18 protein-coding genes are annotated in these 20,226 nt (G+C 43.6%); 13 read left to right on the plus strand and 5 right to left on the minus strand.

The window, feature by feature from the left end; translation table 11 throughout:
* The first annotated feature begins 378 nt into the window (after positions 1-378).
* Complete coding sequence (locus tag RMZ41_RS31335) at positions 379-546, plus strand: hypothetical protein (RefSeq protein WP_322641463.1); 168 nt, start codon at positions 379-381, stop codon at positions 544-546.
* Positions 547-984: 438 nt separating this feature from the next.
* On the opposite strand, the gene RMZ41_RS31340 is transcribed toward RMZ41_RS31335, so the two are convergent.
* Both RMZ41_RS31340 and RMZ41_RS31345 read right to left on the minus strand, forming a co-directional pair.
* Positions 985-1,533 (minus strand): hypothetical protein, encoded by a 549-nt coding sequence (locus RMZ41_RS31340; protein WP_322641464.1) that lies wholly within the window; start codon positions 1,531-1,533, stop codon positions 985-987.
* Positions 1,534-1,728: 195 nt separating this feature from the next.
* Positions 1,729-1,908, minus strand: a complete 180-nt coding sequence (locus RMZ41_RS31345; RefSeq protein WP_322641465.1) for a hypothetical protein — start codon at positions 1,906-1,908, stop codon at positions 1,729-1,731.
* Between the two features lie 225 nt (positions 1,909-2,133).
* Here RMZ41_RS31345 and clpB point away from each other — a divergent pair, with 225 nt between their 5' ends.
* Positions 2,134-4,752, plus strand: a complete 2,619-nt coding sequence (gene clpB / locus RMZ41_RS31350) for an ATP-dependent chaperone ClpB (protein WP_322641466.1) — start codon at positions 2,134-2,136, stop codon at positions 4,750-4,752.
* 36 nt (positions 4,753-4,788) lie between these two features.
* On the opposite strand, the gene RMZ41_RS31355 is transcribed toward clpB, so the two are convergent.
* Positions 4,789-5,001, minus strand: a complete 213-nt coding sequence (locus RMZ41_RS31355) for a hypothetical protein (protein ID WP_322641467.1) — start codon at positions 4,999-5,001, stop codon at positions 4,789-4,791.
* A 100-nt stretch (positions 5,002-5,101) separates the two neighbouring features.
* Between RMZ41_RS31355 and RMZ41_RS31360 the strand changes: the two genes are divergently transcribed.
* From RMZ41_RS31360 to RMZ41_RS31385, 6 genes are all read left to right on the plus strand, one after another.
* Positions 5,102-5,953 (plus strand): STAS domain-containing protein, encoded by an 852-nt coding sequence (locus RMZ41_RS31360; RefSeq protein WP_322641468.1) that lies wholly within the window; start codon positions 5,102-5,104, stop codon positions 5,951-5,953.
* 53 nt (positions 5,954-6,006) lie between these two features.
* Positions 6,007-6,381 carry an STAS domain-containing protein gene (locus RMZ41_RS31365; protein ID WP_322641469.1) on the plus strand — a complete coding sequence of 125 codons (375 nt, stop codon included), beginning with the start codon at positions 6,007-6,009 and terminating at the stop codon, positions 6,379-6,381.
* Positions 6,362-6,766, plus strand: a complete 405-nt coding sequence (locus RMZ41_RS31370) for an anti-sigma regulatory factor (protein WP_322641470.1) — start codon at positions 6,362-6,364, stop codon at positions 6,764-6,766. Before RMZ41_RS31365 ends, RMZ41_RS31370 begins: the two co-directional genes overlap by 20 nt.
* Position 6,767: 1 nt before the next feature.
* Positions 6,768-7,781, plus strand: coding sequence for an ATP-binding SpoIIE family protein phosphatase (locus RMZ41_RS31375; protein ID WP_322641471.1), 1,014 nt, complete (start codon positions 6,768-6,770; stop codon positions 7,779-7,781).
* Between the two features lie 263 nt (positions 7,782-8,044).
* Entirely contained in the window at positions 8,045-10,198 is a 2,154-nt protein-coding gene (locus RMZ41_RS31380) for an ATP-binding protein (protein ID WP_322641472.1), read from the plus strand.
* Positions 10,191-12,164 carry a response regulator gene (locus tag RMZ41_RS31385; protein WP_322641473.1) on the plus strand — a complete coding sequence of 658 codons (1,974 nt, stop codon included), beginning with the start codon at positions 10,191-10,193 and terminating at the stop codon, positions 12,162-12,164. Before RMZ41_RS31380 ends, RMZ41_RS31385 begins: the two co-directional genes overlap by 8 nt.
* Before the next feature lie 396 nt (positions 12,165-12,560).
* Here RMZ41_RS31385 and RMZ41_RS31390 read toward each other — a convergent pair whose 3' ends face one another.
* A complete protein-coding gene (locus tag RMZ41_RS31390) occupies positions 12,561-13,118 on the minus strand; it encodes an SRPBCC family protein (RefSeq protein WP_322641474.1) in 558 nt (185 codons plus the stop codon).
* A 420-nt stretch (positions 13,119-13,538) separates the two neighbouring features.
* Here RMZ41_RS31390 and RMZ41_RS31395 point away from each other — a divergent pair, with 420 nt between their 5' ends.
* From RMZ41_RS31395 to lpxD, 4 genes are all read left to right on the plus strand, one after another.
* Positions 13,539-13,733, plus strand: a complete 195-nt coding sequence (locus RMZ41_RS31395) for a hypothetical protein (protein ID WP_322641475.1) — start codon at positions 13,539-13,541, stop codon at positions 13,731-13,733.
* A gap of 141 nt (positions 13,734-13,874) precedes the next feature.
* Positions 13,875-14,036 carry a rubredoxin gene (rd, locus tag RMZ41_RS31400; RefSeq protein ID WP_322641476.1) on the plus strand — a complete coding sequence of 54 codons (162 nt, stop codon included), beginning with the start codon at positions 13,875-13,877 and terminating at the stop codon, positions 14,034-14,036.
* 52 nt (positions 14,037-14,088) lie between these two features.
* Positions 14,089-15,327, plus strand: a complete 1,239-nt coding sequence (locus tag RMZ41_RS31405; protein ID WP_322641477.1) for an NAD(P)/FAD-dependent oxidoreductase — start codon at positions 14,089-14,091, stop codon at positions 15,325-15,327.
* A gap of 167 nt (positions 15,328-15,494) precedes the next feature.
* Positions 15,495-16,547, plus strand: coding sequence for a UDP-3-O-(3-hydroxymyristoyl)glucosamine N-acyltransferase (gene lpxD, locus RMZ41_RS31410; protein ID WP_322641478.1), 1,053 nt, complete (start codon positions 15,495-15,497; stop codon positions 16,545-16,547).
* Between the two features lie 210 nt (positions 16,548-16,757).
* Here the strand turns inward: lpxD and RMZ41_RS31415 are convergent, their stop codons facing one another.
* Positions 16,758-18,329 (minus strand): calcium-binding protein, encoded by a 1,572-nt coding sequence (locus RMZ41_RS31415; protein WP_322641479.1) that lies wholly within the window; start codon positions 18,327-18,329, stop codon positions 16,758-16,760.
* 363 nt (positions 18,330-18,692) lie between these two features.
* On the opposite strand from RMZ41_RS31415, the gene RMZ41_RS31420 reads away from it, so the two are divergent.
* A complete protein-coding gene (locus RMZ41_RS31420) occupies positions 18,693-20,093 on the plus strand; it encodes an AAA-like domain-containing protein (protein WP_322641480.1) in 1,401 nt (466 codons plus the stop codon).
* The last annotated feature ends 133 nt before the right edge of the window (positions 20,094-20,226 follow it).

Below are 20,226 nucleotides of genomic sequence, written 5' to 3' on the forward strand. Positions count from 1 at the left end.
CGGCGACCTCTTCCCACTTTCGAGTCCTCACCTTGGCATATCTATTGCACTATTTTAGCTGTGTCAGTCCACTACAAATACTTAGATTTTTCAGAAATAAAATATGATTCCTATACTTGGTGTACGCATTTAGATTCCTGCTTATGAAGGAGTAATTTTGTTTATCACCATGTCTCTATAGATATTGTTAAGACAGTTACCCATACATTTTAAGAAAAAATAGTAAGCTTTAGCTTTTGGGGTAAGCTGTTTTCAATGCGATTAAGTGTGGTTGACCTTATGAAATATCCACTTGACTATTTCACATCTTTTAAATATAATTTAACCTGCTCTAAATCTGTTTATTGGGAATAATTTTATTTAATAAGCATCTCTAGAATGTCATCAATATTAATCGAAAAAGCTTTGAGTGTTTCTTTGATGGCTGCTTGTGAATTAAATAATATTTGGCTTCATGGTATTACTGCTGCGATCGCCATTTACTTTGGCTTTATTGCTACACCAGATTTATTAGAACTGAGTTCCGGGGCAAAGCTACAGTCTTAGCCAGAAATAAATAGGAGTTGTATCAAAATTAAGTGAGTGAGCTAGTCATTTAATCGTGTTAACTTAATAAAGAATCGTATACAAAATCAAGCATACGATTCTTGATAAAATATAGAATTAAACTGTTTTCTACCCACGACTGGAATGCTTCAGTTATTCAACCGGGGGATAGTAGAGCTAATTACGGGCAGTGTATCTCATACAGTTGTCTCCGCTTAAAATTAAGGGGGTACGCTCGTCTTTTTTAGTTACGGCTAGGAAGGAGCAAACATTTTTGTACTGAGCAGTTTTACCTGTTACACCAAATAGGTTTTTTGGTATATGGCGTTTTCCAGTCTGGTGAGATACAAGAACCCCACCCCCAACCCCCTCCCCGCAAGCAAGGAGGGGGCTATGATATACCTCATTTGATCGGGAAAAGCTATAACAGGTGTATACTTACTGCAAATCTGGTAGTTTAGACTCTGATGCTATCAGCGTAATAGCAAACTTAGTTCCTGGCTTAAAGTCTGCAATCGTTGCCTTATATTGCAAGGACTGGTTCGGTGGTAAGTAAGATGGCCCCCCGCAAGATACATTTAAATCTGTACCATTCTGAACTTTTAAATTAGAACAGCCATAAATGACTGTTTTATTGCCTTCATTATCGATTTTGCTGATCTGAAGGCTTTTAACAACCCCAGTTACACCCGCAGGCAACTTTATAAGAGCTTTTTCAACCCTCAGAGCTTGTTCTAACTTCATCGCGTCAGCGCTGAAGCTACATCCATCAGTATTGTTAACTATCACAGTCGGTGGTAAAACATCGATTTTATTGGGGTCTTGTGGATCTGGTATTATTTTTACTTTACCTACGACGCTACAACCTGACTTGATAGGCGCAGTTAGTAAATCTGCAACTGCCATTCTAGGAAATAAAGTTGCACAAATTACGAGTAAAACAGCAATAACTCCGAAAATCCTCTTGGAATATTTGAATTGATTCATGATTTTTCCTCTTTAAATAGATGTAAACGTTGAAAAAACCTCTATCTAAAGGAATATTCAGTAGTTTTTTCATTAAATATGCAAATATGCAATTTTATTTTCAAAATTAGATTTTTCTGTGGGTGTAGACATCGCCAAAGCACCGCAAAAGTTTTCGGATTACTGGCACGAACATTGATTTCCAGCATTGTTGCATTATTCTCTTGTTACATTAGCTGCTACTTTCCAACTCAGCACACGCAACACTTTCTCCTCCAGGGCGACTTTAAAAACCTCTGTACTGAATCCTAAGCGCTCACTGGAATAAACCCGACTAATGCGATCGCCTACCATAGGCGCTTGTGCCATCCCACGCAAGAGTGCATCTGTTGACATTCCTGTGGATTCTATGAGTTACTCCGGTTGTTGTGCAATCAACAAGAATCGCATATAGGAAAATCGGAACTAGGGGAAATACCACTTTTACAAGACGTGAACACCGATCTAGGCGATCGCTCCCCTCTTCATACAATATCTATTGAGAGTAGAAATTATCTTTACTTGGTGTTCTGGTGGTAGCCTCTGACAAGCTGCTCCACCTCTACCTTCCTGAAAAAGCCTATGCAACCTACTAATCCTAACCAATTTACAGAAAAAGCCTGGGAAGCGATCGCCCATACCCCGGATATTGTTAAACAATATCAACAACAGCAAATTGAAAGCGAACACCTGATGAAAGCGCTGCTAGAACAAGATGGTCTAGCAACTGGAATTCTCACCAAAGCGGGTGTTAACCTGCAAAAGCTGGGCGATCGCACTGAACAATTTTTTCAACGTCAGCCGAAAGTATCCGGTACTAGCAGTTCTGTTTATTTAGGACGCAGCTTAGATACGCTTCTAGATCGCGCAGACGGATATCGCAAAGAGTTTCAAGACGAATATATTTCAATTGAACACTTATTGCTGGGTTATGCCAAAGATGACCGCTTTGGCAAAGCTTTATTCCAAGAGTTTGCTTTAGACGAAGGCAAGCTAAAAAATATTATTAAACAAGTTCGTGGGAGTCAAAAAGTGACCGATCAAAATCCAGAAGGCAAATACGAAGCACTGGAAAAATACGGGCGCGACCTTACAGAAGCCGCGCGTAAAGGTCAACTCGATCCAGTGATTGGGCGAGATGATGAGATTCGCCGCACTGTGCAAATTCTCTCTCGCCGTACCAAAAATAACCCTGTGCTAATTGGTGAACCAGGTGTTGGTAAAACTGCGATCGCCGAAGGATTAGCCCAACGCATCATCGCAGGTGATGTACCTCAATCGCTCAAAGACCGCAAGCTAATTGCTTTAGATATGGGTGCTTTGATTGCCGGGGCAAAATTCCGGGGTGAATTTGAAGAACGTCTGAAAGCAGTATTAAAAGAAGTTACTGAATCTGGCGGCAATATTGTTTTATTTATTGATGAAATTCACACCGTTGTCGGCGCTGGTGCAACCCAAGGCGCGATGGATGCGGGTAACTTATTAAAACCGATGTTGGCGCGGGGTGAATTGCGTTGTATTGGGGCGACAACTCTAGATGAGTACCGCAAACATATCGAAAAAGATGCCGCACTAGAAAGGCGCTTCCAGCAAGTTTATGTCGATCAGCCTAGTGTAGAAGATAGTATTTCGATTTTGCGCGGTTTGAGAGAACGTTATGAAAACCACCACGGGGTGAAGATTTCTGATAGTGCTTTAGTTGCCGCCGCCGTATTGTCAAGTCGATATATTAGCGATCGCTTCCTCCCTGATAAAGCCATTGACTTGGTAGACGAAGCCGCCGCGAGATTAAAAATGGAGATTACCTCCAAACCAGAAGAACTCGACGAAATCGATCGCAAGATTCTGCAATTGGAAATGGAGAAACTATCGCTGCAAAAAGAAAGCGATGCTGCTTCTCGTGAACGTCTAGAAAGATTGGAAAAAGAAATTGCCGATCTCAAAGAAGAACAAAGAACCCTCAATACTCAATGGCAGTCTGAAAAAGATATTATTGACAAAATTCAGTCGGTAAAAAAAGAGATTGAACGGGTCAACTTAGAGATTCAGCAAGCAGAACGCGATTATGACCTTAATCGGGCTGCGGAGTTGAAATACGGTAATTTAACTAGCTTGCATCGTCAATTGGAAGCAGTCGAAGCTGAATTGGCAAGCGCTCAAAGAAGTGGTAAATCACTATTACGGGAAGAAGTTACAGAAGGTGATATTGCTGAAATTATTTCTAAATGGACAGGAATTCCCATCAGCAAGTTGGTGGAATCTGAGAAAGAGAAACTGCTGCATTTAGAAGATGAACTGCACCGCCGGGTGATTGGACAAGAAGAAGCAGTCACAGCTGTAGCAGATGCCATTCAGCGATCGCGGGCTGGACTAGCTGATCCCAATCGTCCTATCGCTAGCTTTATTTTCCTTGGGCCAACAGGCGTGGGTAAAACCGAGTTAGCGAAAGCGCTGGCGGGGTTTATGTTCGATAGCGAAGATGCGTTAGTGCGAATCGATATGTCGGAGTACATGGAGAAACACGCCGTTTCTCGCTTAATCGGTGCGCCTCCGGGATACGTGGGTTACGAAGAAGGCGGACAACTTACAGAAGCGATTCGCCGCCGTCCTTACTCTGTGATTCTCTTCGACGAAATCGAGAAAGCACACCCGGATGTATTCAATATCTTCTTGCAAATTCTCGATGATGGTCGCGTTACTGATGCCCAAGGTCATAAGGTTGACTTCAAGAACGCTATTATCATCATGACTAGCAACATCGGTTCGCAGTATATTCTTGATGTCGCTGGGGATAATGCCCACTACGATGAAATGCGCCGTCGGGTAATGGAAGCGATGCGAAATAGCTTCCGTCCAGAATTTCTAAACCGGATTGACGAAATCATTATTTTCCACGGTTTAGATAAGAAAGAATTGCGGCAAATTGTACTATTGCAAGTAGAGAGATTGCGCCAAAGATTGAGCGATCGCAAAATATCCCTCAAACTCTCGGATTCCGCACTTGACTTTTTGGCAGAAGTAGGATATGACCCTGTGTATGGGGCGCGTCCACTGAAGCGGGCGATTCAGCGCGAATTAGAAACTCAAATTGCCAAAGCTATTTTGCGTGGTGAATTCAACAACGGCAACACCATCTTTGTAGATGTGCAAAATGAACGTCTTTCTTTTAGCCGCTTACCTGCTGAAGTGTTTAGCAGCTAATTAAATTTATTCAAAACCTGACGCAAAGACGCTAAGTTACACAAAAGCGCCTTTGCGTTTTTTATTAAACTCATTTTCATTGAAAGCGGCGGGAAACTCCATCCACAAGGGGGTGGAGAGAGATAGCCGCCCTGACGCATTGGGCATTAGAGGCTCTTCCCCATGCCCCATTCCCAATTCCCTATTCCCAAAAACTCCACCTACAAGGGGATGGAGTTTTTCATCCAAACTAGGCAGAATGTTGCCCATCTCTGTGAAAAAGACCGCTCTCCAACTTCAGCTTTGACGTTGGGCTGAATCGTCATACACTGATTTTGGACTAATGAAAGCGGTTGCACTTATACTAACGATGAGCGAAAGTAAAATACCAGAGATCCTGGAAACCTTCGAGACAGAACTGCTGTCGGAGTGGACTCAGGAGTTAGCCAATGTCAATATTCGTAAAGGCTTGATTAAAGAAGGCGAGCTAAAGGAAGAGTGCCGGGAATTCCTGAGCTTGTTTCGGATCGCCGTTGGGCAGGGCAAGTTGAGCAATGTTCAAGGAGGGGCATGGCAGGAGATGCGGGAGATCCTGACTAGCATTTCTCGATCGCGATCGCAAAAAGGCTTCACACCGTCGGAAACAGCCACATTCGTCTTTTCGTTCAAGCAACCCCTCTTCAACCGAATGCGTCAGCAATTGAAAGACCCCATTGAATTGGGTGACGAGATATGGCTAGCCACAAACTTACTGGATCAGCTAGGATTGCTGACCATTGAAGTGTATCAAAAGATGCGGGAAGAAGTAATTTTGCGGCAGCAGGAAGAATTAATGGAGTTGTCTACCCCAGTGATTAAACTCTGGGAGGGAATTTTGGCATTACCCATTATCGGCACCCTGGATAGTGCCCGCACTCAAATGATGATGGAGTCGTTATTGCAGAAGATTGTTGAAACCAGTTCAGAAGTTGCCATTATTGACATTACCGGGGTTCCCACCGTTGATACTCTCACCGCTCAACATCTGCTTAAGACCGTTACTGCTGCCCGTCTCATGGGAGCCGATTGTATGATCTGTGGCATTCGTCCTCAAATTGCCCAAACAATCGTTTATCTCGGCATTGATTTGGCAAATGTCACAACCAAGGCAACCTTAGCCGATGCCTTTCTCACGGCGCTCAAACGGATGGGAGTGACCATTAACCGCTCTCAACCCAAATAGGTGGACAGGAACTAATGGAACGTATTCCTATACTGAAAATGGGCAATTTCCTGATGGTGACGATCCAAGTGGATATGCACGATCGCCTTGCCATGACACTAGAGGATGAATTGACCAACCGCATCTCTCAAACTCGCGCCCAGGGTGTCTTAATCGATATTTCTGCATTAGACATTGTTGATTCATTCATTGGGAGGATTTTAGCCAACATTGCCAAAACGTCACGAGTCTTAGGTGCCCAAACAGTTGTCGTGGGTATGCAGCCTGTTGTGGCAATTACCCTGGTGGAATTGGGGCTGTCGCTGACAGGCATTCGCACTGCCTTAAACGTAGAAAAGGGCATGGCACTGTTGCGATTGTCACTCAATGAAACCACAAATCAGGTCGCTGCCACTAAAGGGAGTGCAGATGACAATGGAGAAGACTGAAACGCTCAACATTCAATCTTCTAGTGATGTAGTCTTAGTTCGACAAGCCGTGCGCCAGTTGGGGGTCGAAATTGGCTTTAGCTTAGTAGACCAAACTAAAATTGTGACCGCCGCCAGTGAGTTAGCCCGCAATACCTTAGACTATGGGGGAGGTGGCACAGTCAAGCTAGAAATTCTTCAGGAAGGGAGGCGGCGAGGACTGCGGCTGACCTTTGAAGATCGGGGGCCAGGAATTCCCGATATCGATCTGGCGCTGAAAGATGGGTTCACCACAGGCGGCGGGTTGGGTATGGGGCTGGGTGGTGCTAAACGACTTGCCAACGAGTTTGAAATTCAGTCTGCGGCAGGAGAAGGAACGCGGGTAACAATTGTACGATGGAAATAAAATGCGAGAATCTGTCGCCATTACAATTACTGAATCTAGCCAGATTGGGGAAGCCCGACGGGTAGCGATCGCTTTAGCAACTGGGCTCGGCTTTCAGGAAACGGAACGGGGTAAGGTTGGAATTGTGGTGACAGAAATTGCAAGCAATCTAATCCAGCACGGTCAGGGTGGAGTGTTATTGCTAAGATTGATCGAACACAATTCAGCCATCGGTATTGAAGTCTTGTCGCTAGATAAAGGACGGGGAATGGTCGATGTGGATGAGTGTTTGCAAGATGGCTTTTCCACAGCCGGAACATTAGGCAATGGACTAGGCGCAATTCGTCGTCTCTCTGGTTTATTTGAAATTTACTCTATTCCCAACAAAGGGACGGCTCTGGTCGCCCACCTCTGGTCAGGCTCAACACCCCATGCGCCGAAAAAGACCTTAGAAATTGGGGCGATCTGTTTGCCCAAACGAGGCGAAGAAGTTTCTGGAGATGCCTGGGCTTGTCAAGTGGATCGTTGCCGCAGCCTGTTACTAGTAGTCGATGGCTTAGGGCATGGGCCTGCGGCTGCCACTGCTGCTTCAAGTGCCGTCAGAATTTTTCAAGAACACGATCGATCTCCTGGTGCGATCATCGAAGCTGCCCATGCCGCCTTGCGAAGTACGCGAGGAGCGGTACTTGCCGTTGCCGAAATTGACTTTGAACAACAGTCTGTCCGCTTTGCCGGAATTGGCAATATCGCTGCCAGCATTTTCTCGTTTAGCGATCGCCACCATCTGTTGTCTCACAACGGCACGGTTGGACATGAAATCCGCAAAATCCAAGAGTTTAGCTATCCTTGGTATGCCAACGGACTTTTAATTATGCATTCTGACGGATTAGATAGTAAGTGGCAACTCGATCGCTATTCCGGTTTAAGTCAAAAACATCCCAGTCTGATTGCAGGTGTATTATACCGAGACTTTAACCGAGAACGGGACGATGTGACGGTGTTAGTGGCGAAAGGAATGGGAAATAATAATTCGTAATTCGTAATTCGTAATTAAATGGGTACAAGCCTTTATTGATTTAGACTTATGCACGCTCTAGAAATGGTTATTTAAAAGATACTGTGATTTTACGTAGTTTATCGCAGAGAAGGCAGTTCATTGAAGGAGGCAGGAAGCTTTTATGTTTTACTTCAGTTAGGGATTCAGGCTAGTACAGCACGGCGGAAATAAACCACCCGTTTGAAATATATAAAACCCTTACGCAATGGTAACTACGAATTACGAATTACGAATTACGAATTATGTTGACAGTCGTTTTCACGCTGGAAATCCACTACGAACAAGATGTTGTCCAAGCTCGACAACGAACTCGTGAGATCGCCGAGCAATTGGGTTTTGATACTCAAGATCAAACACGATTGGCAACGGCAGTTTCCGAAATTGCCCGCAACGCTTTTCAGTATGCTAAAGGTGGAACGGTGGAATTTTCTGTGGCAGGAGAGCCTCAGACGTTTCTGATTCGGATTCAGGATCGGGGTGAGGGCATTCCTCATCTGGCAGACGTTTTGGCAGGACGCTACACCTCTGATACCGGAATCGGGTTAGGCATTGTGGGCAGCCGCAAGCTCATGGATTTCTTTGAGATCGAATCGCTGCCGCCAGAGGGAACAACGGTGGTGATGAGCAAAAGGTTGTCGAAGCGCACTCCTAGTTTTACCGATTCGCAATTGCAGCAGATTCGAGAAACCTTGATGGAGCGATCGCCCCAAAATCCTTATGAAGAGATCCAGCGACAAAACCAGGAATTACTGCGGGCAATGGCAGAGCTACGCAAGCGCGAGGAAGAACTGACCCAACTCAACCGGGAACTGGAAGATACCAATCGTGGTGTGCTTGCCCTCTACGCGGAACTAGATGAGAAGGCAGACTCTCTGCAAAAGGCAAATGAGCTAAAAACCCGCTTTCTCTCGAACATGAGCCATGAGTTTCGGACACCGCTCAACTCTATTCTGTCCCTATCTCGGATGCTACTAGCACGGATGGATGGCGATTTGACCCCCGAGCAAGAAAAGCAGGTAACATTCATCCAAAAGGGCGCGAGTGGATTATCAGAATTAGTCAACGACTTGCTGGATTTGGCAAAGGTGGAAGCTGGAAAAATTGAAGTGCGTCCTAGTCCCTTTGAAGTGAGTGACTTGTTTGCCACGCTGCGGGGAATGCTGCGCCCATTATTGGTTCAAGGCTCCTCTGTGGCGCTGATTGTCGAGGAACCTGAAGGCATTCCACAGATATATAGCGATGAGGGCAAAGTTGCTCAAATTCTGAGAAACTTTGTCTCGAATGCGTTCAAATTTACCGAGCAGGGAGAAGTGCGCGTGAGTGCTGTGCAAAAAGGTCATACCGTGACCTTCTCTGTGTCTGATACGGGCATCGGCATAGCAACCGCCGATGTCGAGCGCGTTTTTGAAGATTTTGTCCAAATTGAGTCTTCTCTGCAAAAGCAGGTGAAGGGAACCGGGTTAGGATTGCCGTTATCGCGCAAGCTAACGGAGCTACTCGGTGGCAGCATTTCAGTTACAAGTAAGCTGGGTCAAGGCTCCACCTTTACTGCATCGATTCCGATCGCCTACCCACATACAACTGAATTTCCTACCCTCAAACAACCGAGCGCATCACTTGAGTCAACTCGCCTGCCCATTCTGGTGGTTGAAGATCATCCAGAAACGCTATTTATTTACGAAAAGCACCTTCAGGAGTCAATCTATCAATTAATTGCCACCCGGACTTTAGCTCAAGCTAGGCTTGTCTTACAACAAGTCCGACCAGCAGCGATTATGCTAGATATTATGCTAGAAGGGCAAAACGGCTGGACGTTCTTGCGAGAAATCAAAGGAGATGAAACGACTCGCACTATACCTGTACTCGTTATTACGATCATTGATAACGAGAAGCAAGCACTAGCGCTCGGAGCTAACGGTTTTCTAATTAAGCCGGTAGACAGATTGCAGCTGTTGAATAAACTTAATACGCTAATTAATCAGAACAAGTCTCAAAAAATCTTGTTAATCGACGATGACCCTGCCTATCGGTATTTGGTGAAACAGTTGTTAATAAATACACAATTGAGTATTTTAGAAGCCATGAACGGATGGGAAGGATTAAATTTGGCACAACGAGAGCAACCGAGCGCGATCATACTTGACTTGGAGATGCCAGAGTTGAGTGGTTTTGATGTCCTCAAGCAGCTTAAGAGCAATTCTGTCACTGAGTCGATTCCTGTGATCGTCCACTCATCCGCAGAACTGGATGCAGAAATGCACAGCCAATTAGCAAAAGAAAGCATCGCCATTCTTTCCAAAGAAACAGGTTCTCAAACGGCAGCGAGTGCCCAACTTCAAGATGCACTGATTAAAGCCGGACTTGTTCTCGATGCTTGCGGTCAAAGTCATGTCTGAGCCACGCATTATCATCCTGCATATTGACGATAACGAAGCTAATCGTTATGTTGTCACCCGGATTTTGCAAAATGCAGGCTTTACCGTCGTGGAAGCGGCAACCGGAACAGCAGGATTAAAGGCTGTTGCTGAACATCAGCCTGCTCTAGTGATTTTGGATGTCAAATTACCAGATATTAGCGGCTTTGAAGTCTGTCGCCAAATTAAGGCAAATCCCGAAACTGCTTTTATTCCCGTTTTACACCTGTCTGCAAGTTTTATTCTCAGCCAGGATAAAGCAGAAGGCTTAGATAGTGGTGCCGATGCTTATTTGGCGCAACCTGTTGAACCCATTGAACTGCTAGCTACGGTGCGATCGCTGCTGCGAATTCGCCGAGCGGAAGAAGCTGCTTTATCTTCAGCACAAGACTGGCAAACCACCTTTGACTCGATCAATGACGGCGTGTGTTTGGTAGACCGAGAAGGTAAAATTCTGCGCTGTAATCGAGCTATAACGCAGCTTTTTTGCAAGCCTGCCCAGGAAATTTTAGGTTGTGTTCACCATGAGTTGATGGGCGCACAATTGGGAATTGGTGATGGCGCTTGCTTTCGCCGTGCTAAAGAAACTCACCAACGCCAAGTTCTAGAATTTAAGTCCAGAGAACGGTGGTTTGCTAAAACCATCGACCCAGTATTTGATGGACATGGGAATCTCACAGGTGCCGTTTTCATTCTGTCCGATATCACCGAACGCAAACAAGCAGAAGCCTTGTTGCAAGAGCAGAACGAACACCTGAATCGGCTAATGGTTTCTTTGCAACAACAAACTGAACAAGCCCAACAAGCCAATCGGATTAAAGATGAGTTTTTGGCAGTGTTGTCTCATGAATTGCGATCGCCCCTGAATCCGATTTTGGGATGGGTAAGAATTTTGCAAACGCGCCAGCAGGATGCAGCCAAAACTCAGTATGCACTCGAAACAATCGAGCGCAACGCAAAACTACAAGCGCAACTGATCGAAGATTTACTCGATGTGTCGCGCATTCTCCAAGGGAAGTTGAGTTTGAATAAAGTTCCAGTTGCTTTGAATTTTACTATCAAAGCTGCCCTGGAAACCGTGCGGCTTGCTGCCGAAGCTAAATCTATTCAGATTCAAACAATATTTGAACCGAACGTTGGACAAGTTTTAGGTGATTCTGGTCGCTTGCAACAGGTTATTTGGAATCTACTTTCCAACGCGATTAAATTTACCTCACAGGGCGGTAGAGTAGAGGTGCGGTTAGAAAGGATGAAGGATGAAGGTAATACTTATCCTTCGGAATACACTCAAATCACTATCAGCGATACTGGCATGGGAATCTCTAATGACTTTCTGCCATTCGTTTTTGACTACTTCCGCCAAGCTGATGGGACAACGACTCGAAGATTTGGAGGATTAGGGTTAGGGTTAGCGATCGTGCGTCATCTGGTAGAATTACATGGAGGAACTGTTCAGGCAGCAAGCCCTGGAGAAGGTCAAGGAGCAACCTTTACAGTCAAGTTTCCACCGATCGCTGCGGCAAAACTGAATCAAGATGATACTGCATTTCATAATCGTTCAGACTCTAATCTGAATGGATTGCAAACACTGCTTGTAGATGATGACAGAGATTCACGGGAGTTCATTGCCTTCCTACTAGAACAGTACGGGGCACAAGTGAGTGAAGCCGAATCAGCACATGATGCTCTGAGCATTTTGGAACAAGGAAAATTTGATTTGTTAATTAGTGATATTGGAATGCCCGATATGGATGGCTACACACTAATTCGGCAAATAAGAAAGCAGTCGCCTGAGCAAGGCGGAGAAATTCCGGCGATCGCCCTTACTGCTTATGCAGGAGAGATCGATCGACAACAAGCACTAGCAGCCGGATTTCAACAGCATATTTCTAAACCAATTGAGCCAGAGCTACTAATGCAGGCTATTTTAACTATCGTCGGAGTATAACAACGATCTGCCATAGTTATATCTGCACCAACTTCTACACTTGCGATCGCAAGTGAGTAATGAAATTTTTGACCAGCAAAATATAAAGTAATACAGTTCAGATCAGCCCAAAACCCTCATGTAGAGACGCGATTTATCGCGTCTTCAATGACCAGCAAAATATAAAGTAATACAGTTCAGATCAGCCCAAAACCCTCATGTAGAGATGCGATTTATCGCGTCTTCAAAAACCAATTATCTACACCAATAACCCTTAACCCAAGCGTATTGAGATATAAAGACGCTTCCTATAAAGAAGAAAGCGTCTTGGCGGTAAGTTATCCTAAAATATCGAACCTAGCCCCTGCAAAAACTAAAACCAAAATTCCAAAATAGCTTTTGCCAATGACATTGCTATTACTGAGTCTTACAAATTACTTGTCGCATTTTACGCATATTTGCAGGTAACTCAAAGTTCATTGCTTGTTGAATAAAAATTGATGGAATGGGAATCAGAGGTGTAGCTTGTACAGTATAAGCAAGCAACGTCCCGTTACCGCAATCTTTGAGTTCTAAATAGGCGTTGAAATCTTCAAAAGTCCCTTTTTCCATGCGGAATTGAATTTGTTGCCCTAGCACCTCCACAACGCTGAGGTAAATTTCGACTTGAGCCGTGAAAAAGAAAAAGGCTTTTTGTGCTGCTTGATACAGGCGTTTAACTTCGCCTTTATGTAATATTTCGCTTTTAGTGATATCAGGAAAATATTGCACCCACCGGGGATAATCGGTTAATTGCTGCCAAACTTGCGATCGCACCATCGGCAAATACATCCAAGCTGTCACCGCGCCACCACAGGTTTTGTGCGATCGCGTTTCTACCAAAATTTCACCCTGTACCAGCAACTTTTGCTTATCTTGACTCCAAGCCATATCTGAACCTGCAATAATTGAGTCTGAGATATAAGACGCAGACATAATGATTTTAGTTACTCCTCAACTCATCCACCTAAAATAAAGTTGAAACTACAAGCCATAAAACTTGATTTAGCTTCAACCTATTAAATTTTAGTTCCAGTGTAATACCTATCCTTTCCGGAAAGGGTTAGTTATTGGTAATTCTTTCAGTTACTTTACGTAAAAGTTGTAGTTCTTATCACAATTAACACAATTGACACTTAAGTGAATTTGATAATAGAAATATTTATAAATCAAAACTAAGTTTTTAATGGCTAGAATGTCACAAACACGACCGAACATCAAGCACTTACCCAAAAATTTGGCTTACATTTCTTGATTTTTGCGTGTTAATTTTGATGAAACTGTAACTTAATCGTAACTTCATATTTTAATTGTCAATATCAAGTGTAACGTCTGTTGAGTTGAGAGGAAAATTAAGTGAGTCAATCTTCTTTAAATCGTAGATTAATCCAGATTTTTGGTATGCTTCTCGGTGTTAGCGTAGCTATTTGGGTACTGAGAGGCTTTGGTATTCTTACTTTTATTCCAGGTGGAATAATTTTACTACTGCTACTAGGAGCGATCGCCATCGGGCTAATCAGTTACGCCCAAAGAACTTGGTGGCGTTTGTGATCGGATCTATCATCATCTAGGAAATTTAGCTCAAGGGTATACGTATACTCTCGTTTAAGAATTGTAGCGTGGCTATTATTACTCACCGCTAGAAGTATTTAATAGGGAAGCGATGCCAACAATTTACTAGGGGAAAGGAACATGGCAAAGTATCTATGTACCGTTTGCGGCTATGAATATGACCCAGAAGTAGGCGATCCAGATAGCGATATAGCACCGGGAACAGCCTTTGAAGATATACCAGATGATTGGGTATGTCCGACTTGTGGAGCTACAAAAGATCAATTTGAACTAGTTGAATAGTGAAGATAACGGCTAGCCTAGTAAAGTACGTGCTATTGAGAAATTTTAGAACTTGCTACCGTTACGAATCGTAGTTATTGGGGGTGGGGCAGCAGGATTTTTTGGTGCGATCGCTTGTGCTAAAGCCAATCCTGATGCCCAAGTTACTTTACTCGAAGCCAGTCGTCAACCACTGGCGAAAGTGCTAATTTCTGGTGGTGGACGCTGCAACGTCACTCACGCTTGCTTTGAGCCGGAGGAGTTAGTGCAAAATTACCCCAGAGGTGCAAAAGCTTTGCGGGGTGCTTTGACTCGCTTTGGCCCTCAAGATACAGTAGCTTGGTTTGCTGCTGGTGGAGTCTATCTGAAAACTGAAGCTGATGGGCGGATGTTTCCTGTCACCAACACTTCAGAAACTATTGTGGAATGTCTAATTAAAGCGGTGGCGAAATCTGGGGTAAAACTCCGGATCGGCACACATGTAACTTCGGTGAAACGAACCGCAACAGATGAGGGATTTGATATCCTTCTCAAATCGGGAGAGACGATTAAATGCGATCGCCTACTTCTGGCGACCGGCAGTAGCCTTGCGGGTTATAAAATTGTCCAAGAGTTAGGTCATCAAATTGAACCGCCAGTACCCTCGTTATTTACCTTCAACATTGTCGATCCTCAACTGCGGGCTTTAGCTGGAGTTAGCGTTAACCCTGTGCAATTGCGGCTATCTGCGGGGGGAAAATCCCAATTACAACAAACTGGGCCATTGTTAATTACCCACTGGGGTTTGAGTGGCCCAGCTGTTTTGAAGCTTTCTGCTTGGGGTGCGAGAGTTCTGCACGAAAGCCGCTATCAAGCCAAATTATCGATTAATTGGCTGCCCTTGATGCAACATGAACTTGTGCGAGAAAAAGTTTTAGCAGTTAAGGATGAATGGGGTAAAAAAGCGATCGCATTGCATCGCGGTGTTGAACTCCCCCATCGTCTCTGGCAATATATCATTAACCGTGCAGGGATCGCTACAGATGACCGTTGGGCAGAAATATCTAGTAAAACGTTAAATCGGCTGCTGCAAGAACTTACTCAAGGACAATACTTAATCAACGGCAAAGGAGCCTTCAAAGAAGAATTTGTAACTTGTGGTGGCGTTAAGCTCAAAGAAGTCAACTTCAAGACGATGGAAAGTAGGTTAGTTCCTGGTCTTTATTTTGCTGGAGAAATCTTAGATATTGATGGCGTTACCGGTGGCTTTAACTTCCAAAGTGCTTGGACAACTGGGTATTTAGCAGGTATAGCAATGGCCAATAGCGACTAGTACCGCAAGGCGGAATTAAAAATTAAAAATTAAAAATTGAAAATGAATACAGCGTAAGGGTTTCATAGATTTGAAATGGGTGGTTTACTTCCGCCGTGCTGTACTAGTACAAAGCGGCAAAAATAAAGCTACCATCCTTTGTAGATCAATTTTGAACACATCCAACAATGAAATTCAGCGAAATTCTCCGCCAATTTGGTGATGCCGCCACTAATAATAGTCTCACTAACAACCCAGACCATGACCCAGAAATTACAGGGGTAGCAGCCATTGATGAAGCTACCACTGGTACTCTCAGCTATGTAGAGGGGGCAAAATTTGGGTCTTTTGTTGGTAAGACCAATGCTAGTGCTTTAATTTTGCCCAAAGACGAAAAATTACAGGTAGTCGCACAAGAAAAGGGTATTGTCTGGATAGCAACCCCAGATCCGCGACTGTTATTTGCCAAAGCGATCGCACTTTTTTACCAGCCATATCGCCCTATCCCAGAAATTCATCCCACAGCTGTGATTCACTCCAGCGCAAAAGTTGGTAGTGATGTTTATATTGGCCCCCATGCTGTGATTCAGCAAGGCGTAGAAATTGGCGATGGCGCAATTATTCATCCCAATGTAGTGATTTATCCAGATGCCAAAATTGGCGATCGCACCACCTTACACGCCAACTGTACCATCCATGAACGCACCCGCATCGGTGCAGATTGTGTCATTTACAGTGGTGCTGTCATCGGTGCAGAAGGCTTTGGCTATGTTCCCACCCGTACTGGTTGGTTGAAAATGGAACAATCGGGCTATACAGTCTTAGAAGATGGTGTAGAAGTTGGCTGTAATACCGCCATCGATCGCCCAGCTGTCGGAGAAACACGGATAGGTCGTAATACAGTAATTGATAACTTAGTACAAATAGGTCATGGTTGCCAAATCGGTTCCGGCTGTGCGATCGCAGGTCAGGCTGGTATGGCGGGAGGTGTTAAACTGGGCAATCGGGTTATTTTAGCTGGACAAACAGGGATCGCTAATCAAGTAAAAATGGGAGATGGTGCGATCGCATCTGCTCAAACTGGAATTCATAGCGATGTTGCACCAGGAGAAATTGTCTCAGGAACTCCAGCAATTCCTTACAAACTGTATCTCAAGGTATGTGCTGTTTATGGTCGCCTGCCAGATATGTATCAATCATTAAAACAATTGAAACGTCAATCTAAAAATAGCGATGATTAATCAATAAAATTTGGGAATTGGGAAACCCACCCTTTAAAAGCCGTGGAATTGTAACAAGGACACCGAATTGAAGAGCGTTGTGCCTCTCGAAAAACATCTTTTTTTAAATGGACTGTTGACCCATAACTAAAATTTCTATCACTGTTATTTGCCAATAGATAAATAGAGACGCAAAATTTTGCGTCTCTACATAAGTTGATGCTGGAAGAGTTAAATAGTAAATGTGATACCAGTAGTTAGCGTATTCAAACTTACATCCTCAGCTACAGCAATTACGTCGCCCAAAGCAGGCGAACCGAAGAAAATTACTGTATCTAAGACCGATGAGGAATTTGTAAAACTACCACTGCTAAAGTTTTGCTGTACGAATGTGTAATCGCTAGCAACACCGCGAAGATTGAGCTTGTCTCCATCTAGTAGAGAGAAATCTGTAATAACGGCATGACCGGCTTGCCGATAGGAGTCATTTAAGCTGAACGTATCAACAGATTGAACCCCTTGAGATGATAGAACTCCTCCTGTTAAAACATCTATATCTCCGCTATTAAAGTTACCACCGCCAAGCAGGGTATCATTACCTGCACCTCCGACAAGAGTATCATTGCCAGAGTCACCATTTAGGCGATCGTTACCTGCATTTCCCTCAACGCGATCGTTGCCCAATCCGCCAAATAATACATCGTTACCGCTACCAGCTAGCAGAATATCGCTGCCACCGCGACCATTAAGGGTTACATTAACCTTTTGGTTAGCACGGCTAGCATCTATGCGATTATTGCTATCTCCTCCTTGGATTTCGACGTTTTCAATACCTTGGAGGGTATCAGTACCTGTAGCTGAATCATCCAGATTAGCCCCAGGGCCAAACTTACCACCTTTAAGTTGACTTTTGTTTGGTTCATTTACAAATGAGAAAAGCTCAAAGTTATTGTCACCGTTTATAAATAGGAAATCTTCACCTCCTCCTCCGATGTATTGATCATCACCCGCTCCATCTAAGGCTCCATCAGAAAAACTATCCCTCCCGGCTCCGCCTTGGAGAAAATCATTCCCTTCCGCACCATTCAAATTATTGTTGTCATTTCCACCTATTAAGGTGTCATTGCCATTATTGCCACGCAGGAAGTTAAATCCTGTTCCTCCTACTATGCTGTCATTTCCATCACCACCGTTAATCTGATCGAGACCACGGCTACCTATGATAGTGTCATTACCTGCACCGCCAAAGAGATCGGTTCGATCTGATAACAAAGCTTGAGACGCATTAATCGTGTCATTACCCGCAGTACCAGTGAGCTTAACACGCTCAACCTCAGAAAATTGGTGAACTAAATTACCGACAAACAACTGATTATTGGTCAAGAAATAATTTGAGGCTCCTTCAACACGCAGTTCGTCATCACCTGCACCGCCAATTAAGGTATCGCCAACATCACCGATAGCTGGAAAGTTACCGTTTTGAGCGATGAGAATATCTTTACCCGCACCACCATTAACGCGATTGTTTCCAGTTCCACCGATAAGAGTGTCGTTGTCATCGCCGCCGTTGAGAGTGTCGTTACCTGCGCCACCATCAAGGGTATCTGTGTTGAATCCACCATCAAGAGAATCGTTACCAAGTCCTCCTAATAGAGAATCGTTGCCGAAATTGCCTATTAAAGTATCATTGCCCGCGCCACCAGAAACCGTATCGTTACCTGTTAGAGCATTGATTAGATCGTTTGCTCCATCAGCTATAATTTTGTCGTCGGCTTGGGTTATGGTTCCACTAATAATTGCCATAATTTTGTATTTTCTTTGATTTCGTTGTGAGTTTGTGTATTATTTCCTTGATTTAGACTTTGGATAATTTTTCAAAAAAGCTAGATTTATCCAAAGCCCAACAACTGCTATTGCTGTTATTACCAGGTTGCCTTTTGAACTCAAAAAGGTAAATGTGGATAATTTAAGGAGTTTTATTCCCAAAAATTCAACGATAAAAGCAGCAAGGTAAGGTTAAGTAAGGAAATTTCAGGAGAGTAATCTTTACTAAACTAGGCATGGTCTGGATTTCAGCCATTGGAAGATTATTTGTGAAAAAATCTGGAAAGTTGAAGGTTTGGATTGGATCTCAATATACAAATAGTTATGATTCATCCATGAACAATGGACTTTGAAACAGCATTAAAAATATTAGATGCAGCAGTTGTTACTCAGACAAAAAGACATCTGAAAGATATTGAAGTAACAATATTGCGTAACTCTTGGCAAGGTAAGAAATATGACGAGATTGCCCAAAATCATGGCTACACTACCGAATATCTACAGCATGATGTTGGCCCAAAGTTATGGCAGATGCTATCAGCAGCATTTGGCGAAAAGGTCGGTAAAAAAAATTTTCAAGCAGCCTTAGAGCGACAGCGCCTTTATTGGAATGCTAGTTCATCAAAGCATTTAGAGGCAATTTTACAACCTGAAAAGCTGATGTCATCTTCTGAAGAGAATGAAGCGGCATTACTAAAGGTAAATACAAATGTAGAAGCAGAATTACCTGTAGGACAAGTCCCTCTTACTTCTAACTTTTATATTGAACGCCATCCCATTGAAGATCGCTGTTTTCAAGAGATTTTGCAGCCAGGTTCCCTGATTCGGATCAAAGCGCCTAGACAAATGGGCAAAACTTCATTAATGGCTAGGATTCTTGATGAAGCTAGACAGCATGGCTATCAAACAGTGTCTATCAGCTTCCATTTAGCAGATAAAGCAGTTTTCACTAACTTGGATACATTTTTACGCTGGTTCTGTGAAAGTGTTGGTAGGAAACTGAAGCAGCTTCATCAATTAGACGATTATTGGAGTATTTATGGCAGTAAAGATAAAACTACTGCTTACTTTGAAGAGTGTTTGTTAGAAGAAATCGATAGCCCATTAGTAATCAGCTTAGATGGTGTCGATCGCATTTTTCCCTATCGGGACACTGCCGAAGACTTTCTTAACCTGTTGCGAGCTTGGTATGAGTATGCTAAATATGGCGATCGCAGTAGCGAACTTTGGAAAAAACTCCGGCTAGTTTTGGTACATTCCCAAGAAGTTTATATTCCCCTAAATATTAATCAATCCCCCTTTAATGTAGGGTTGAGCATTGAATTACAAGAATTTACTCCAAAACAAGTCCAAATTCTGGTTGAACGTCATCAAGGGCTAAATTGGACTGATACTCAGGTTAAAAAACTGATGGATATGGTAGGCGGACATCCTTATTTAATCCGGCTAGCTCTTTATCATATTCAACATCAGTACATCACTCTTGAAGAGTTGTTACAAACAGCCCCAACTGAAGCGGCAATTTATCAGGATCATCTCCGAGGGCATTTGTGTAATCTCGAACATCATCCAAAGTTAGTGACGGCTTTTAGGCAGGTTGTGAATAGTTTAGTACCAATAGAGTTAGATTCTGAGTCAGCTTTTAAATTACATAGTATGGGTTTAGTTGTATATTGTTATGAAAATAAGGTAATGCCACGCTGCGATTTGTACCGCCAATATTTTCAAAATCGCCTGATGTAATTTTTGGGTTTTTGAGACGCGATGAACCGTCGTTTTTAGAAGACGCGATGAACCGTCGTTTTTAGAAGACGCGATAAATCGCCGTTTTTAGAAGACGCGATAAATCGCCGTTTTTAGAAGACGCGATAAATCG

The sequence above is a fragment of the Nostoc sp. DedVER02 genome, assembly GCF_034530675.2.
In the GTDB taxonomy this organism is placed as follows: Bacteria; Cyanobacteriota; Cyanobacteriia; order Cyanobacteriales; family Nostocaceae; genus Nostoc.

Bases quoted from the DNA above. Each gene is read 5' to 3' on its own strand.
- RMZ41_RS31340 (WP_322641464.1), bottom strand. From the start codon at position 1,533: ATGAATCAATTCAAATATTCCAAGAGGATTTTCGGAGTTATTGCTGTT.
- RMZ41_RS31370 (WP_322641470.1), top strand. From the start codon at position 6,362: ATGACAATGGAGAAGACTGAAACGCTCAACATTCAATCTTCTAGTGAT.
- RMZ41_RS31360 (WP_322641468.1), top strand. From the start codon at position 5,102: ATGAGCGAAAGTAAAATACCAGAGATCCTGGAAACCTTCGAGACAGAA.
- rd (WP_322641476.1), top strand. From the start codon at position 13,875: ATGGCAAAGTATCTATGTACCGTTTGCGGCTATGAATATGACCCAGAA.
- lpxD (WP_322641478.1), top strand. From the start codon at position 15,495: ATGAAATTCAGCGAAATTCTCCGCCAATTTGGTGATGCCGCCACTAAT.
- RMZ41_RS31345 (WP_322641465.1), bottom strand. From the start codon at position 1,908: ATGTCAACAGATGCACTCTTGCGTGGGATGGCACAAGCGCCTATGGTA.
- RMZ41_RS31420 (WP_322641480.1), top strand. From the start codon at position 18,693: ATGGACTTTGAAACAGCATTAAAAATATTAGATGCAGCAGTTGTTACT.
- RMZ41_RS31375 (WP_322641471.1), top strand. From the start codon at position 6,768: ATGCGAGAATCTGTCGCCATTACAATTACTGAATCTAGCCAGATTGGG.
- RMZ41_RS31335 (WP_322641463.1), top strand. From the start codon at position 379: ATGTCATCAATATTAATCGAAAAAGCTTTGAGTGTTTCTTTGATGGCT.
- RMZ41_RS31390 (WP_322641474.1), bottom strand. From the start codon at position 13,118: ATGTCTGCGTCTTATATCTCAGACTCAATTATTGCAGGTTCAGATATG.
- RMZ41_RS31355 (WP_322641467.1), bottom strand. From the start codon at position 5,001: ATGGGCAACATTCTGCCTAGTTTGGATGAAAAACTCCATCCCCTTGTA.
- RMZ41_RS31385 (WP_322641473.1), top strand. From the start codon at position 10,191: ATGTCTGAGCCACGCATTATCATCCTGCATATTGACGATAACGAAGCT.
- RMZ41_RS31365 (WP_322641469.1), top strand. From the start codon at position 6,007: ATGGTGACGATCCAAGTGGATATGCACGATCGCCTTGCCATGACACTA.
- RMZ41_RS31380 (WP_322641472.1), top strand. From the start codon at position 8,045: ATGTTGACAGTCGTTTTCACGCTGGAAATCCACTACGAACAAGATGTT.
- clpB (WP_322641466.1), top strand. From the start codon at position 2,134: ATGCAACCTACTAATCCTAACCAATTTACAGAAAAAGCCTGGGAAGCG.
- RMZ41_RS31415 (WP_322641479.1), bottom strand. From the start codon at position 18,329: ATGGCAATTATTAGTGGAACCATAACCCAAGCCGACGACAAAATTATA.